The sequence below is a fragment of the Paraburkholderia sp. EB58 genome (assembly GCF_050436665.1).
Taxonomy (GTDB): Bacteria; Pseudomonadota; Gammaproteobacteria; order Burkholderiales; family Burkholderiaceae; genus Paraburkholderia.
The window spans coordinates 62,325-77,009 of record NZ_JBNDMQ010000034.1 but is presented as its reverse complement, the minus strand read 5'-3'; the positions used below and the strand labels follow the sequence as shown (position 1 = coordinate 77,009).

14 protein-coding genes are annotated in these 14,685 nt (G+C 63.4%); 10 read left to right on the top strand and 4 right to left on the bottom strand.

Features of this window, described 5'->3' with window-relative positions; translation table 11 throughout:
• Positions 1–58: 58 nt before the first annotated feature.
• The 7 genes from P3T40_RS35000 (at position 59) to P3T40_RS34970 (ending at position 7,898) form a co-directional block, all read left to right on the top strand.
• A complete protein-coding gene (locus P3T40_RS35000) occupies positions 59–949 on the top strand; it encodes an NAD-dependent epimerase/dehydratase family protein (RefSeq protein ID WP_429272279.1) in 891 nt (296 codons plus the stop codon).
• 244 nt (positions 950–1,193) lie between these two features.
• Positions 1,194–2,858 carry an energy-dependent translational throttle protein EttA gene (gene ettA, locus P3T40_RS34995; protein WP_429272278.1) on the top strand — a complete coding sequence of 555 codons (1,665 nt, stop codon included), beginning with the start codon at positions 1,194–1,196 and terminating at the stop codon, positions 2,856–2,858.
• A 123-nt stretch (positions 2,859–2,981) separates the two neighbouring features.
• The gene (locus P3T40_RS34990) at positions 2,982–4,103 is read left to right on the top strand and encodes a DUF748 domain-containing protein (protein WP_429272277.1); all 1,122 of its coding nucleotides are present in this window, start codon (positions 2,982–2,984) and stop codon (positions 4,101–4,103) included.
• A gap of 120 nt (positions 4,104–4,223) precedes the next feature.
• Complete coding sequence (locus P3T40_RS34985) at positions 4,224–4,751, top strand: 2,4'-dihydroxyacetophenone dioxygenase family protein (protein WP_429272276.1); 528 nt, start codon at positions 4,224–4,226, stop codon at positions 4,749–4,751.
• Positions 4,752–4,835: 84 nt separating this feature from the next.
• Complete coding sequence (locus P3T40_RS34980) at positions 4,836–6,137, top strand: MFS transporter (RefSeq protein WP_429272275.1); 1,302 nt, start codon at positions 4,836–4,838, stop codon at positions 6,135–6,137.
• 53 nt (positions 6,138–6,190) lie between these two features.
• Complete coding sequence (locus tag P3T40_RS34975; RefSeq protein ID WP_429272274.1) at positions 6,191–6,919, top strand: SDR family NAD(P)-dependent oxidoreductase; 729 nt, start codon at positions 6,191–6,193, stop codon at positions 6,917–6,919.
• Positions 6,920–7,067: 148 nt separating this feature from the next.
• The gene (locus P3T40_RS34970; protein WP_429272273.1) at positions 7,068–7,898 is read left to right on the top strand and encodes an IclR family transcriptional regulator; all 831 of its coding nucleotides are present in this window, start codon (positions 7,068–7,070) and stop codon (positions 7,896–7,898) included.
• A gap of 49 nt (positions 7,899–7,947) precedes the next feature.
• Here P3T40_RS34970 and P3T40_RS34965 read toward each other — a convergent pair whose 3' ends face one another.
• The 4 genes from P3T40_RS34965 to P3T40_RS34950 are packed head-to-tail and all read right to left on the bottom strand — an operon-like array spanning position 7,948 to position 11,225.
• Positions 7,948–8,571, bottom strand: a complete 624-nt coding sequence (locus tag P3T40_RS34965; protein WP_429272272.1) for an HAD family hydrolase — start codon at positions 8,569–8,571, stop codon at positions 7,948–7,950.
• Positions 8,568–9,119, bottom strand: coding sequence for an isochorismatase family protein (locus P3T40_RS34960; protein WP_429272271.1), 552 nt, complete (start codon positions 9,117–9,119; stop codon positions 8,568–8,570). Before P3T40_RS34960 ends, P3T40_RS34965 begins: the two co-directional genes overlap by 4 nt.
• A 17-nt stretch (positions 9,120–9,136) precedes the next feature.
• Positions 9,137–10,951: an aminopeptidase P family protein gene (locus P3T40_RS34955; protein WP_429272270.1), complete on the bottom strand. Its 1,815-nt coding sequence runs from the start codon at positions 10,949–10,951 to the stop codon at positions 9,137–9,139.
• Positions 10,952–10,970: 19 nt separating this feature from the next.
• Entirely contained in the window at positions 10,971–11,225 is a 255-nt protein-coding gene (locus P3T40_RS34950; protein ID WP_429272269.1) for a hypothetical protein, read from the bottom strand.
• A 194-nt stretch (positions 11,226–11,419) separates the two neighbouring features.
• Here P3T40_RS34950 and P3T40_RS34945 point away from each other — a divergent pair, with 194 nt between their 5' ends.
• The 3 genes from P3T40_RS34945 (at position 11,420) to prfA (ending at position 14,682) form a co-directional block, all read left to right on the top strand.
• Positions 11,420–12,127: a response regulator transcription factor gene (locus P3T40_RS34945; RefSeq protein WP_429272268.1), complete on the top strand. Its 708-nt coding sequence runs from the start codon at positions 11,420–11,422 to the stop codon at positions 12,125–12,127.
• A 65-nt stretch (positions 12,128–12,192) separates the two neighbouring features.
• Complete coding sequence (hemA, locus tag P3T40_RS34940; RefSeq protein WP_429272267.1) at positions 12,193–13,479, top strand: glutamyl-tRNA reductase; 1,287 nt, start codon at positions 12,193–12,195, stop codon at positions 13,477–13,479.
• A gap of 120 nt (positions 13,480–13,599) precedes the next feature.
• A complete protein-coding gene (gene prfA / locus P3T40_RS34935; RefSeq protein ID WP_429272266.1) occupies positions 13,600–14,682 on the top strand; it encodes a peptide chain release factor 1 in 1,083 nt (360 codons plus the stop codon).
• The last annotated feature ends 3 nt before the right edge of the window (positions 14,683–14,685 follow it).

Sequence of the window (14,685 nt, the reverse complement as noted above, 5' to 3'; positions counted from 1 at the left end):
ATCAAGCGACGCCACGTCGGACATACGCTTCGACGCGGTCTGACAAGGAGGAAGGCAGATGACGAAGCGAGTGATTGTCACCGGTGGCAGTGGACTGGCCGGCAAGTGGGTGGTGGAAGATCTGGTCGCGCACGGTTACGAAGTACTGAACCTCGACCGCGTGCCGATGGCGAAGCAAACTGTCCGCACCCTGATTACGGACCTGACCGACGCGGGACAGGTGTTCAACGCGCTAGCATCATGCACGACGCAGGATTTCGGCGCCGACATCGAGCCGAAGCCGATCGACGCCATCGTGCACTTTGCAGCCATTCCGCGCATTCACATCACGACCGACAACGAAGTGTTCCGCATCAACGTGATGTCGACGTATAACGTGCTCGACGCGGCGTCGAAGTACGGCATCAGGAAGGTGATACTCGCTTCGAGCGAGACGACCTATGGCGTGGTGTTCGCGCACCGCCATCGCGATCCGGCATATTTCCCGCTGGACGAAACGTACCCGGTCGATCCGATGGACAGCTACGCGACCTCGAAGGTCATCAACGAGGTGACCGGCAAGGCGTTTCATGCGCGCACAGGAGCGGACATCTACTGCTTCCGGATCGGCAACGTGCTCGATCCGTCCGACTACGCGAACTTCCCGACGTGGCTGAAGGATCCGGAACTGCGCAAGCGCATTGCGTGGAGCTATATCGACGGCCGCGATCTGGCTACCGCGTGCCGCCTCGGCATCGAGAAGGATGGCCTCGGCTTCGAGGTCATGAACGTAGCCGCGGATGATGTCTCATCGGATCTGCCGACGGCGGAACTGCTCAAGCGTTTCTATCCGAATGTGCCGGTGAAGAAGCCACTCGGCGAGTTCGAAACGCTGTTGAGCAATGAAAAGCTGAAACGGCTGCTTGGGTGGCAGCAGCAGTATCGTTGGCGGGAGCAGGTTGGCAAATAACGCAGCTGAGTCGCCACACGCACATCACCACGGGCCTCTCCCGTTCGGCCGACTGACTGCGCCGCCGTGCCCCGAAGTACAATGACACCTCTTCCCGCCCCGCGCGCTGCCACGCCGACCACCTCGGCGTCGCGCCCGCGGCGGCCGGAGACTGGCAACACCGCGGCAACACCGAACTCCCATCCACCCCACGACCGCCCGCCCCCAGCGCGGCCGGCGGCGTCAACGCCCTATCGCAAGCAAAATGGCCCAATACGTCTTCACCATGAACCGGGTCGGCAAGATCGTGCCGCCCAAGCGTCAAATCCTGAAAGACATCTCGCTGTCATTCTTCCCTGGCGCGAAGATCGGCCTGCTCGGCCTGAACGGCTCGGGTAAGTCCACGCTGATCCGCATCATGGCAGGCGTCGACAAGGACATCGAAGGCGAAGCCACGCCGATGCCGAACCTGAACATCGGCTACCTGCCGCAGGAACCGCAGCTCGATCCGCAAAAGACGGTGCGTGAAGCGGTCGAAGAGGGCTTAGGCGAAGTGTTCGGCGCGCAGAAGAAGCTCGACGAGATTTACGCCGCCTACGCCGAACCGGACGCGGATTTCGACGCGCTCGCCGCCGAACAGGCCAAGTACGAAGCGATCCTCGCCACGACCGACGGCAGCGCGGAACAGCAGATCGAAATCGCTGCCGACGCACTGCGTCTGCCGGCGTGGGACGCGAAGATCGAGCATCTGTCGGGCGGTGAAAAGCGCCGCGTCGCGCTGTGCAAGCTGCTGCTCGAAAAGCCGGACATGCTGCTGCTCGACGAACCGACCAACCACCTGGACGCCGAATCGGTCGACTGGCTCGAACAGTTCCTGACGCGCTTCCCAGGCACGGTCGTCGCCGTCACCCACGATCGCTACTTCCTCGACAACGCCGCCGAGTGGATTCTCGAACTCGACCGCGGCCACGGCATTCCCTGGAAGGGCAACTACAGCAGCTGGCTCGACCAGAAGGAAGAGCGTCTGAAGCAGGAAGAGTCGTCGGAATCGGCACGTCAGAAGGCGATCAAGAAGGAACTGGAGTGGGTGCGCCAGAACCCGAAGGGCCGTCAGGCGAAGTCGAAGGCGCGTATTGCCCGCTTCGAGGAACTGAACAGCCAGGACTACCAGAAACGCAACGAAACCTCGGAAATCTTCATTCCGGTCGGCGACCGCCTCGGCAATGAAGTGATCGAGTTCAAGAACGTCTCGAAGGCATACGGCGATCGTCTGCTGCTCGACAACGTCAGTTTCAAGATTCCGGCGGGCGCGATCGTCGGCATCATCGGGCCGAACGGCGCGGGTAAGTCCACGCTGTTCCGCATGCTGACCGGCAAGGAACAACCGGATTCGGGCGAAATCGTGCAAGGGCCGACGGTCAAGCTCGCCTACGTGGACCAGAGCCGCGACGCGCTCAACGGTTCGAAGACCGTGTTCGAAGAGATTTCTGGCGGCGCGGACGTACTGACGGTGGGTCGCTACGAAACGCCGTCGCGTGCGTACATCGGCCGCTTCAACTTCAAGGGCGGCGACCAGCAGAAGATCGTCTCCAACCTCTCGGGCGGTGAACGCGGCCGTCTGCATCTGGCCAAGACGCTGATCGCGGGCGGCAACGTCCTGCTGCTCGACGAACCGTCGAACGACCTCGACGTCGAAACGCTGCGCGCGCTCGAAGATGCGCTGCTCGAATTCGCCGGCTCGGTGATGGTGATCTCGCACGATCGCTGGTTCCTCGACCGTATCGCCACGCACATCCTCGCGTTCGAAGGCGATTCGCAAGTGACGTTCTTCGACGGCAACTACCAGGAATACGAAGCGGACAAGCGCAACCGCCTGGGTGAAGAAGCCGCCCGGCCGAAGCGTCTGCGTTACAAGCCGATCGCGCGCTAAACGCGCTTGCCGGATGGGCCGCTCTGTATAGGGCGCGGCCCGCCCGGCAGCCGGCGGCGCGGTACGGGGTTTGCTCACCTACGAACGGCCAGCCGCGCCTTGCGCGGCTACGAGGAGGCAAGCATGGCGATGTCGACTGCAAGACGCGTGGCCATTGCCGTCGCCGGCATTGTGCTGGTGTTGGTCGTGGTCGTCCTCGGTGGTCTTTACTTCGCGCAATACGAAGTCAAACAGCGAGTGATCGCCGCACTCGGACCGCTCGGCAGCGCGGAGAGCATCGACGTCGGCTTCACCTCCGTGCGCCTGACTCATGTCATTCTCAAAGCGCCGCCCGGCTGGCCCGCCGCCGACTCGCTACGCGCCGACCAGATCACTCTTATCCCCGACGTCCGCGAACTCGTCCAGCAGCGAGTGCACATCCGTTCGGTCGTGTTGAGCGGCTTCGACCTTTCGGTGGTGCGCCAGGCGGATGGCACCCTCAATCTGCTACCCAATCTCAGGGAGTCGCTGAACCGGCCAAATACCGGCGCGGGTCCCGGCGAGACGCCGCTGCCGCAAGACAAACGCATCGATCACATCGCCTTCGAACAAGGCACCTTCGAGTTCTACGACTACACCGTGCGCAAGCCGGCGTACAAGGTCTCCGTCACCAACGCCAACGCGACCGTCGACAACCTGCATCTGCCCGCGCTCACCGAGCCGACCACGGTGGCCGTCAATGGATCCATCGTGGGTCCGTCGCATGCAGGCACGGTGTCGTTTGGCGGCTGGATCAAGATCGCCAGCAAGGATTCGCAGACCACCAGCACGCTGCGCGGTGTCGACGTGGTGATGCTCGACCCTTATCTCCTGAAGAAGGCCGGCGCCAAAGCCCTGGTCACTGGCGGGACGGTCGACATGACAGTCGAATCGACGGTGAGTAACTATCACCTGCATGCGCCGGGCACGCTGACCCTGCATAACCTGCAACTGGCCGATAGCGGCAATCCGCTCGACACCTTCCTGTCCATTCCAACCAAAGCCGCCGTCGCGGCGCTGAAGTCGCGCAACGGCGATATCACCGTGCACTTCGTGCTTGATGGCAATTTGCGCGATCCAAAATTCTCGGTGAACGAGAACCTGCTGAACAAGCTCGGTACCGGCTTCGCGCAGGTGATGGGCGTGAGCGTTGAAGGCGTGGCGAAGGGCGCAGGCGAAACGGTCAAGGGCCTGGGCAATGCGCTGAAAAACCTGCTCGGACAGTAGTCGCCGCACGGCATGCCCGGCAATGTCGGGTCTGCACGTCTTGACATGCCTTCGATATAGTCCGACGATTTGTCCATAATGTGATTTAAATATCCATATAGTGGACAAACAGGAGACGCAATGTCAGCTCCCTCCGCTGGCGGCGATGCGATGACACCGTATCAGCTGCCTAATCCGCCCGAAGCCCTGCGCGAGATCGTGGTCGAATCGGCTGTCCCTCAGGACGAGCGCCTGTGGGTGCCGCAAGCCGAAAACGTCTGGTTCCGCCCGCTGTGCCTGAACGTCTCGACCGGCTACTGGATGAACCTGCTGCGCGTGCGCAAGTCCGGCGTGCTGAGTCGCCATCGGCATCCGGCCGCCGTGCATGGGCTGGTCCTCAAAGGCAAATGGCGTTATCTCGAACACGACTGGATCGCCACCGAAGGCAGCTACGTCTTCGAGCCGCCGGGCGAGACGCACACGCTCTACGTGCCCGAGGACGTCGAGGAAATGATCACCTACTTCCAGGTGAACGGCGTGATGTACTACTGCGATCCGTACGGCAATTTCACCGGCTACGAAGACGTGTTCACGAAGCTCGAGATGTGCCGTGAACACTTCGACAGGGTCGGGCTCGGCGCCAGTTACGTGGACCAGTTCGTGAGGTGAGGTAGCGTCGAGGCGCTTCAGGCATTCGTCAGCCGCACCATTCCATCCAATAGACTCAAAAGAGCATCGGAGGAGGAGACAACCATGCAGGCAAAGACACCGCGCTTACGGCGCATCCAGTGGATCGCAATCACGTTCCTGACGCTCGCGGGCATCGTCAACTATCTCGATCGCAGCACGCTGTCGATCGCCAATCATTCGGTAAGTGGCGAACTCGGCCTCTCCGCCTCGCAAATGGGCCTGCTGCTGTCGGCGTTCTCGTTTTCGTACGCGTTCGCGCAATTGCCGATGGGCGCGCTGCTCGACCGCTTCGGCGCGCGTTTGATGCTCGGCGTTGGGATGTTCGTCTGGTCGGTGGCGCAGTTGTTCGGCGGCTTCGTGCACAGCCTGCAGCACTTTCTGGTTGCGCGGATCTTCCTTGGGATCGGCGAGGCGCCGCAGTTTCCCGCCGGTGCGAAGGTCGTCAGCGAATGGTATTCGTTGCGCGAGCGCGGACGGCCTACCGGCATCTTCATCACCTCTTCGACCATTGGCCCGGCGCTCGCCCCGCCTATTCTCACGGGGCTGCTGCTCGCGTTCGGCTGGCGCTGGATGTTCATCGTGATGGGGGTGATGGGCATTGCGGTGGCAATTGGCTGGTACCTCGTGTATCGGAACCGGCGCGAGGTTACGCTAGCACCCGAAGAGCTCACGCACCTCACCGAAGAGGAGCCGCACGCGCGCGCCGAGCGCCGCATGACCGGCGCCGAATGGCGTGGCCTGTTCGCCTCGCGGACTACGTGGGGCATGATCTTCGGCTTCATGGGCGTGATCTACATGGTGTGGCTGTACCTGACCTGGCTGCCGGCCTATCTCGAACACGAACGGCATCTGTCGATCGCGAAGACCGGCTGGATCGTATCGATTCCGTATCTGTTCGGCACACTCGGCATGCTGTCGAGCGGCTTCGTCGCCGACGGACTGATGGCGCGCGGCATCGCACCGATCCGTAGCCGCAAGTGGCCGATCTGCACCGGCCTGATTTTTGGCGCCGTGTTTACGGTGCCCGCGGCCTACACGCCGAATGTCACGCTCGCGATCGTCTATCTGTCGTTAGCGATGTACTTCATCAACATGGCCAGCGGCGGCGCGTGGGCACTCGTCAGCGTAGCGGCGCCGCGGCACCTGGTGGCGTCGCTCGGCAGCATCCAGAACTTCGGCGGCTACTTCGGCGGCTCGTTCGCGCCGTTCATTACGGGCGTGGTGGTTGATCAGACGCATTCGTTCGTCGATGCCTTTCTGATCAGCGCGGGAGTGTCGTTCGCGGCGGCGCTTGTCTACATATTTGTGGTGCGTGAGCCGATCGCCGAGCGCCCGGACACCGCCGCAGCCGCCACGCTGGCCTGATCGCCCGGTCTCATTGATCTTCACCTGTTCGCCTCTTTGCACAGACACTCGCCATGACGTTTCAGCAGGATCTCTTCAAAGGCAAGACCGCCGTCGTGACCGGCGGCACGCAAGGCATTGGAGCGGGAATTGCGCGCCAGTTCGCTGCACTTGGCGCGCATGTGATCGCGGCGGCCCTCGCGCCCACGGATGCGCAACGCAGCGCGCTCGGACCCGGCATCGAAATCGCCGCACTCGACGTCAGTTCGAACGACGAGGTCGCCGCCCTGTTCGCATCACTCACGTCGCTCGACATGCTGGTGAACTGCGCGGGCATGATTCGCCGCGCCGCGGAGCATGAGCTCGATGTATTCGAGCAGGTCATCGACGTGAACCTCACGGGGACGATGCGCGCCTGTTCGGCGGCGCGCGGGCTGCTGCGGAAAAGCCGTGGCACGATCGTCAATACCGCATCGATGCTGAGCTTTTTCGGCGGCGGCCTGGTGCCGGCTTATAGCGCGAGCAAAGGGGGCGTGGCGCAATTGACCAAGTCGCTTGCGCTGGCTTACGCACAGGACGGAATTCGCGTGAACGCGGTCGCGCCCGGCTGGATCGCGACGCCGCTCACTCAGGCGCTGCAGGACGATGATGCCCGCTCGCGGGCGATTCTCGAACGCACGCCGCTCGGACGTTGGGGCGAGCCGGACGATGTCGCGCAGGCGGTGGTGTTTTTATGCTCGCCGGCGGCGGCGTTTATCACAGGCACGATCGTTCCGGTGGACGGGGGGTATCTGGTGGCGTGAAGGGTTTGTCCCCGGCGGGCAAAATGCGCGCCGCTATAATCGCCGCCACCCGGCGCGCCGGCTGCAAACCTTCCGGTACGGAAGGTCACATTACCCGTCATCCGTTCAACCCTTAATTGGCCGTCCTCAACGGGCCGTCCCCAATGCGATGCCGAAATTCTCCGTCCTCGACGCGCAAGACGCCATCGAAGCCCCTGAGGCCGGCCGGTCCACCGGCACCGCGGCCTTTTCAAAGTTCATGGCGGTGCTGCAACGAATTGCCGATGCCGGAGAACCGCTGAACATCGCGCAACTCGCGGCCCAAACCGGCTACCCGCGGCCGACGGTCTACCGGATCGTCGGCGCGCTGATCGCGGAAGGGCTCGTCATCGAAAGTCTGCGCGGCGCGACCGTCGAGCTCGGGCCGCGGCTGATGTCGCTGGCAAGCCGCAGTTGGGAACGCTCCGACCTGCGCGTCGCCGCCACCGAAGCGTTGCAGACGTTGCGCGACGCCACTCAGGAGACCGTGCACCTCGCCGTCCGCAGCGGCGCGGAGATGGTGTACATCGAGAAGCTGGAGAGCCCGCACGCCGTGCGGATGGCCTCGCGTATCGGCACGCGGGTCACGCTCTATTCAAGCTCGGTGGGCAAGGCGTATCTGGCGTCGCTCGATACGACCACGCGGGACGGTCTGCTGCAAGGTCTGCGACTCGAGCGCTTCACCGCCAACACGATCGTCGAACCTGGCGCACTCATCGCCGAACTTGAAGCAACACGGGCGCGTGGCCATGCGGAAGATCGGGAAGAAAACGAAGCACAGATTTTCTGCTACGGCTGCGCAATCCGGGGCCCGGACGGTCAACCGGCAGCCTGCATCAGCGTGAGCATTCCGCTGTTTCGCAAGAGCGCGACGCCGATGGAAACCTATGTGAAGCCGTTGCGCGCCGCGTGCGAAGCGGTGGCTGAACGGCTGGCGCCGATGTCGCGCGGCGCCGTCTAATGCGGGTGTGCTGAGCCGGGCGTGCTGACCGCGAGCCGAACCACCTGAATCAAACCGGCAATCCCAGTTCGCGCAGCTTCGCCTCGGTTTGCGCTGCGGATGTGTGATGCACGCCGTGCCAGCCGAGTACGGTCGCGGCCTCGGCGTTCTTGAGGTTATCGTCGATAAACACGAGTTCGTGCGATTCGATGCCGGGCAGTTGCACCTCGATGCGCCGACGCATTTCAGCGAAGATCGCCGGATCCGGCTTCACCATCTTGACGCGCCCGGACACCACGATGTCGCGAAAACGCCGCAGCACCGGGAAATGCTCCCATGCATACGGAAAAGTCTCGTCGGACCAGTTCGTGAGACCGAATAGCGGCACGCCCGCCGCATCGAGCTTGTCAAGCGTTGCTACGGTGTCTTCAAGCACCCCGCCGATCATCTCGTGCCAGCGCTCATAGAAAGCGCGGATCAGCGGCTCGTGATCGGGAAACCGGGCGACCAGCTCGGCGGTGCCTTCCGCGATCGGCTGACCGCCGTCCTGACGGATGACCCACTCCATCGAGCAGACATGCGTCAGAAACCAGCGACGCTCCGTCTCGTCCGGAATCAGCTCGCGAAACAGATATTCAGGGCTCCAGTCGATCAGCACCCCGCCGAAATCAAACACCACCGCTTTGATGCTCATGCGAACTCCGTTGCGAGGACGTCGGCGAGCGGGCGGACCGAGATCCGGTTGCCCGACAGGGAGGAATGCGCCCACACATGGTTGTAGTGCGCGACGATCTGCTCGGGCGTGAGATCGGAAGTGTGCTGGGTGGTGTGGATATCCGAGACGACCGTGGTCTGATACCCAAGCAAAGCGGCACGGCGGGCGCCGGTATTGACGCAGTATTCGGTCGCGTAACCGCAGATCAGCAGACGGTCGATACCCAGCCGCTCAAGATGCGCCTTGAGCGGCGTTTCGTGAAACGAGTCGCCGACCGACTTGCTCACGAGGATATCGTCGCCGGTGCGCACGAGGGAGGCAGGCAATTGCCAGCCCTCGCTGCCATGCTCGACTTCCTGGTCACCCGCTTCATCGTGCTGGACGATGAAAACCGGTGCCCCCGCCGCTCGCGCCGCCGCGGTTAGACGGTTGATCCCGTCGATCACCTCAGCGCCGCGATACGAGGCGTTCGGGCCGGAGAAAAACGCCTGTTGCACATCGATCACTACGACCGCCACGCCCGCCATCTGTCGCACTCCTAGCGTTAAATCGCCTGCGTCCGTGTCTCCAGCCAGGCCTTCGCGTCACCCGAAACATGCGGCGCGATGCGTGCACGCACCGTCTCGTGATACGCGTTCAGCCACGCGCGCTCGTCCTCGCGCAGCATCGACAAGTCGAAGCAGCGCGTATCGATCGGGCACATCGTGAGCGTCTCGAACTTCAGGAAATCGCCGAACTCGGTCTTCTCCGCAGCGCGGTTCAGCACCAGGTTCTCGATCCGCACGCCCCACTTGCCCGGCCGGTAAATGCCCGGCTCGACCGAGGTAATCATGCCCTCTTCCATCGCCGTCCACGGCTCAGCCGGCGCGTAGTGAGAAATGATCTGCGGGCCTTCATGCACGTTCAGGAAATAGCCGACGCCGTGGCCCGTGCCGTGACCGTAATCCGCTCCGGCCTCCCAGATCGGCGCACGTGCGATGGAGTCCAGCATCGGTGAGCGGATGCCACGCGGAAACTTCGCACGCGAGAGCGCCATCATGCCCTTCAGCACCAAGGTGCAATCGCGCCGCTGCGCGTCGCTCAGCGTACCGATCGGCACGACACGGGTGATATCAGTCGTGCCGGTCAGATATTGGGCGCCCGAGTCGATCAGCAGCAGCCCGTTGCCTTCGATGGTCGAATGCGATGCGGCCGTGGCGCGGTAGTGCGGCATGGCGCCATTCGCGTTGAAGCCGGCGATGGTCGCGAAGCTCAGCGAGATGTAGTCGGGGCGCCGCACCCGCGCGGCCGTGAGGCGTTCGTCGACGGTGAGTTCGGTAATCGTCTCACGGCCCAAGGCGCTTTCGAACCACGCGAAGAATTCGACCAGCGCCGCGCCGTCCTGGTCCATGGTGGCACGCACGTGTTCGGCGTCCGCCTCAGTCTTTTGCGACTTGAGGAACGTCGACGGATTCACCGACTCGACGATGTTCACCGTCGAAGGCACCGATTGCAGCAGACCAAACGTGATCCGGCGCGGATCGATCAGCAGGGTCGAGCCGCCCGGCAGCGCGGCGAGCGCATCGGCAGCCTTTCCATATGATTCGACATGGATGCCGTCGCGCGCCAGCGCCTCAGCCAGCGCCCGCGCCACTTTGCCCTCGGCCACGAACAGCGAGACGCGCTCCAGTCCGATCAACGCATGCGCGACGAACACCGGGTTGTAGCTGACGTCGGCGCCGCGCAGGTTGAACAGCCATGCGAGATCGTCGAGCGTCGAAACGAAGTGCCATTGCGCGCCCTTCTCCTGCATGGCGCGACGAATCTGGCCGAGCTTGTCGAGGCGCGCGACCGTCGCGTGTGGAGCTGCATGTTCGAATACTTGTTCGGTGGGCAGCGTCGGACGCTGGGGCCAGATTGCGTCGAACAGATCGACATCCGTGCGCAGCTTCACGCCGTGCGCGCTCAACGCCGAGGTCAGCGAGCGGGCCGCGGCGAGGCCAAGCACCGCGCCGTCAACGCCGACGGTGCCGCCGACCGCCACGTTCTGCGCCAGCCATTCGAAGTACGGTTGTGACTGCTGGCCCGCCATCATCTTCATCAACTGGACGCCGGTGCCGGCCAATTGCGCTTCGGCCTGCTCCCAGTAGCGGCTGTCGGTCCACACGCCGGCAAAGCCGTCCGTGACGACCAGTGTGCCGGCCGAGCCGGTAAAACCCGATAACCATTGCCGGCCCTGCCAGCGTCCGGGTAGATACTCGGACAGGTGCGGATCGGCGGACGGAACCAGATAGGCCGCGAGGCCTTCGCGCGCCATCGCGCCGCGCAGGTGAGCGATACGCTCAGGAATAGAGGAGGTTTCGGGAAGTCGGGCATTCATCGGATTCACCTGCATATGTTCAGCGACGGGAGAACAAGCCGACCGTCACGGCAACGGCAATCAGCGCAACAGCCGTACATACCGGCCATTCGAGCGTATCACCGTCATGGAAGAGACCCACTACGTTGCCGGCCAGGCGGGCGAACGCTGCGCCCAACACACCAGCCAGCAGCGCCACCCAGAAACGTGTGCGGCTACTGCGCCGCAGCGGATGCAGCCACCAGCCCGCGAGGCCGATCACCGCACCCAGCAACACGATACCGGGCCAACCCATCAGTGGGGAACCTCGCTCACTTTCGGACTCTTCTCATAGGCGTTAAGCGTTCGGGCAGCTAGCATTTTTGTCTCGTTAACTATAAAGGTCAGCACGGCGCTTTCCGCGTAGCGGTTGAGTTTAGGGGCCGGGGTCATATTTAGGCAAGCCGTAAGGTTCGCCGCCCTCGCCCGCCACGCTGAAAGCCGTGTCCTATGCGAATCGCCCTCATCGACCCTGACGTGCGTCACGCCGAACTCGTCGACAGGCTGATCTTTGCCGGCGGCCATTCCTGTCAGCATTTCGTTGCAAGCACACCCTTTCTCGCGAGCGCGTCCACCCTGTTCTTCGATCTGCTGCTGACCGATAGTTGGGCAGGCGACCGCTCTGCCGAAGACGTCATTCCCCGAGCCCGCAGCATTCTGCCCGCCTTGCCGGTCATTATGCTGATGTCGTCACCGCGCGAAAGTGAGATTGTCGCAGCATTGCACGCCGGTGCCGACGATTGTCTGACGAAACCAGTGCGCGGCCCCGAAATGCTCGCACGCGTCGACGCCCTGCTACGCCGCGCCGGCCTGCGCCGCCCGTCCAACCGGCGGTGCGACGTGTTCGGCAACTACGTATTCGACGCCGCGAACTTTACCGTTACATTTCACGGACAGACAGTGGCACTAACCCCCAAGGAGTTCCGCTTCGCGCTGCTACTGTTCAATAATGTGTCGCGGCCGGTGTCGCGCGCGCACATCCTCGAAACAGTGTGGGCCCGTCGGCGCGACGTAAGGTCGCGCACGCTCGACACGCACGCATCGCGGGTGCGCACCAAATTGCAGTTGCGACCCGAGCACGGCTATTGCCTGACACCGCTCTACGGCTACGGTTACCAGCTTGACGCGGTCCCGCCGGACAGCGGTACCGGCGCCTGAAGTGTCCCGCAGGCTGAAAGAATTGCGAAAAAGCTATAATATTGGGCTAAACCATAGCCCCGCATATGCAGCTTCTAACGATCGGAATCAATCACCACACCGCGCCCGTCGCCTTGCGCGAACGCGTGGCGTTTCCGCTCGAACAGATCAAACCTGCACTGGCGACCTTTAAGGACATCTGGCTCGGCCCCGCCGCCCGGACTGCGCCTGAAGCAGCAATCCTCTCCACCTGCAACCGTACCGAGCTCTACTGCGCGACCGACGACCAGGCAGTCCGCGAAGCCGCCATCCAGTGGTTCTCGCGCTACCACAATCTGCCGGTCAGCGAACTCGCGCCGCACGTGTACGCGTTGCCGCAGTCGGAAGCGGTGCGTCACGCGTTTCGTGTCGCTTCGGGGCTTGATTCGATGGTACTCGGCGAGACGCAAATCGTCGGACAAATGAAGGATGCGGTGCGTACCGCGTCCGAAGCCGGCGCGCTCGGCACCTATCTGAACCAGTTGTTCCAGCGCACCTTCGCGGTGGCGAAGGAAGTGCGCACTACTACAGAGATCGGGTCGCAATCGGTTTCGATGGCCGCTGCCGCGGTGCGTCTCGCGCAGCGCATTTTCGACAAGGTGGCAAACCAGCGCGTGCTGTTCATCGGCGCCGGCGAGATGATTGAGCTGTGCGCGACCCACTTCGCGGCCCAAAAGCCGCGCGAGCTGGTGGTGGCGAACCGCACCGCCGAGCGCGGCACGCGGCTTGCCGAACGCTTCAACGGCCGGGCGATCCCGCTGGCGGATTTGCCGGCACGGATGCACGAGTTCGACATCATCGTGTCGTGCACAGCCTCCACCTTACCCATCATTGGCCTTGGCGCGGTCGAGCGTGCCGTGAAAGCGCGCCGCCACCGGCCCATTTTCATGGTCGACCTGGCCGTACCGCGCGACATCGAGCCCGAAGTCGGCAAACTCGAAGACGTATTCCTTTATACCGTCGACGACCTCGGCGCCATCGTGCGTGAAGGCAATGCGTCGCGCCAGGCAGCCGTCGCGCAGGCCGAAACGATCATCGAAACGCGCGTGCAAAACTTCATGCAGTGGCTCGACGCGCGCAGCATCGTGCCGGTGATCCGCCATATGCACACTCAGGCTGACCTGCTGCGCCGCGCCGAAGTCGAACGCGCGCAAAAGATGCTCGCCCGCGGCGACGATCCCGCTGCGGTGATCGAGGCGCTATCGCAAGCGCTGACCAACAAGCTGATCCATGGTCCGACGCACGCACTCAATCGCGCCAGCAGCGAGAATCGCGATAAGCTCATCGAACTGATGGGCGGGTTCTACAAACACTCCGACGCTTCGGAACGTTAGCGGCGCTGCCGCCGCGCGCAGCCTCGCCAGGTGGTTTCGGCAGGCCGGCGCCAACCTTCAGGGCCTGCGCCCGCCTCCCCAGTTACGCCGTCCTTTCCGGAGCCCGCTCCGTACCGTCCGATGAAAACGAGCATGCAAAGCAAGCTCGACCAGCTCACTACCCGGCTGGCCGAACTGAACGACCTGTTGAGCCGCGAGGACATCACCGCGAATCTCGACCAATACCGCAAGCTCACGCGTGAGCACGCCGAGCTGGGGCCGGTGGTCGAGCATTACGCGCTGTGGCGCCAGGCCAGCAACGACGCGCTCACTGCGCAAGAACTGCTGGCCGACACGTCGATGCGCGATTTCGCCGAAGACGAGATCCGCGCGGCACGCGAGCGGATGGACAAGCTCGGCGCCGAGCTGCAGAAAATGCTGCTGCCGAAAGACCCCAACGACGACCGCAACATCTTCCTCGAAATCCGCGCAGGTACCGGCGGCGACGAATCGGCGCTGTTTGCGGGCGATCTGCTGCGGATGTATCTGCGCTTCGCCGAGCGCAACCGCTGGCAGGTTGAAATGATGTCGGCGAGCGAATCGGATCTGGGCGGCTACAAGGAAGTGATCGTACGGATCGCGGGCGAAGCGGCGTATTCGAAGCTCAAGTTCGAATCGGGCGGCCATCGCGTGCAGCGCGTGCCGGCGACCGAAACCCAAGGCCGGATTCATACGTCGGCATGCACGGTCGCGGTCATGCCGGAAGCGGATGAAATCGGCGAAGTCGAGATCAATCCGGCGGACCTGCGCATCGATACGTTCCGCGCGTCCGGCGCGGGCGGGCAGCACATCAACAAGACCGATTCGGCCGTGCGGGTCACGCACCTGCCCACCGGCATCGTCGTGGAATGCCAGGACGACCGTTCGCAGCACAAGAACAAGGATCGCGCGCTGAAGGTGCTCGCCGCGCGCATCAAGGACAAGCAGTATCACGAGCAGCACGCCAAGGAAGCGGCGACCCGCAAGAGCCTGATCGGCTCGGGCGACCGTTCGGAGCGCATCCGCACCTATAACTTCCCGCAAGGGCGGCTCACCGATCACCGCATCAACCTGACGCTGTATCGCCTCGAGTCGATCATGGACGGCGATCTCGACGAACTGATCGCCGCGTTGGTGAGCGAGCATCAGGCGGAGTTGCTGGCCTCGCTGGGCGACGCGGACTAAGCG

Coding starts and splice junctions, on each gene's coding strand:
- ettA (WP_429272278.1), top strand. CDS start 1,194: ATGGCCCAATACGTCTTCACCATGAACCGGGTCGGCAAGATCGTGCCG.
- P3T40_RS34965 (WP_429272272.1), bottom strand. CDS start 8,571: ATGAGCATCAAAGCGGTGGTGTTTGATTTCGGCGGGGTGCTGATCGAC.
- P3T40_RS34970 (WP_429272273.1), top strand. CDS start 7,068: ATGCCGAAATTCTCCGTCCTCGACGCGCAAGACGCCATCGAAGCCCCT.
- prfA (WP_429272266.1), top strand. CDS start 13,600: ATGAAAACGAGCATGCAAAGCAAGCTCGACCAGCTCACTACCCGGCTG.
- P3T40_RS34950 (WP_429272269.1), bottom strand. CDS start 11,225: ATGGGTTGGCCCGGTATCGTGTTGCTGGGTGCGGTGATCGGCCTCGCG.
- P3T40_RS34960 (WP_429272271.1), bottom strand. CDS start 9,119: ATGGCGGGCGTGGCGGTCGTAGTGATCGATGTGCAACAGGCGTTTTTC.
- P3T40_RS34975 (WP_429272274.1), top strand. CDS start 6,191: ATGACGTTTCAGCAGGATCTCTTCAAAGGCAAGACCGCCGTCGTGACC.
- P3T40_RS34945 (WP_429272268.1), top strand. CDS start 11,420: ATGCGAATCGCCCTCATCGACCCTGACGTGCGTCACGCCGAACTCGTC.
- hemA (WP_429272267.1), top strand. CDS start 12,193: ATGCAGCTTCTAACGATCGGAATCAATCACCACACCGCGCCCGTCGCC.
- P3T40_RS34980 (WP_429272275.1), top strand. CDS start 4,836: ATGCAGGCAAAGACACCGCGCTTACGGCGCATCCAGTGGATCGCAATC.
- P3T40_RS34990 (WP_429272277.1), top strand. CDS start 2,982: ATGGCGATGTCGACTGCAAGACGCGTGGCCATTGCCGTCGCCGGCATT.
- P3T40_RS34985 (WP_429272276.1), top strand. CDS start 4,224: ATGTCAGCTCCCTCCGCTGGCGGCGATGCGATGACACCGTATCAGCTG.
- P3T40_RS34955 (WP_429272270.1), bottom strand. CDS start 10,951: ATGAATGCCCGACTTCCCGAAACCTCCTCTATTCCTGAGCGTATCGCT.
- P3T40_RS35000 (WP_429272279.1), top strand. CDS start 59: ATGACGAAGCGAGTGATTGTCACCGGTGGCAGTGGACTGGCCGGCAAG.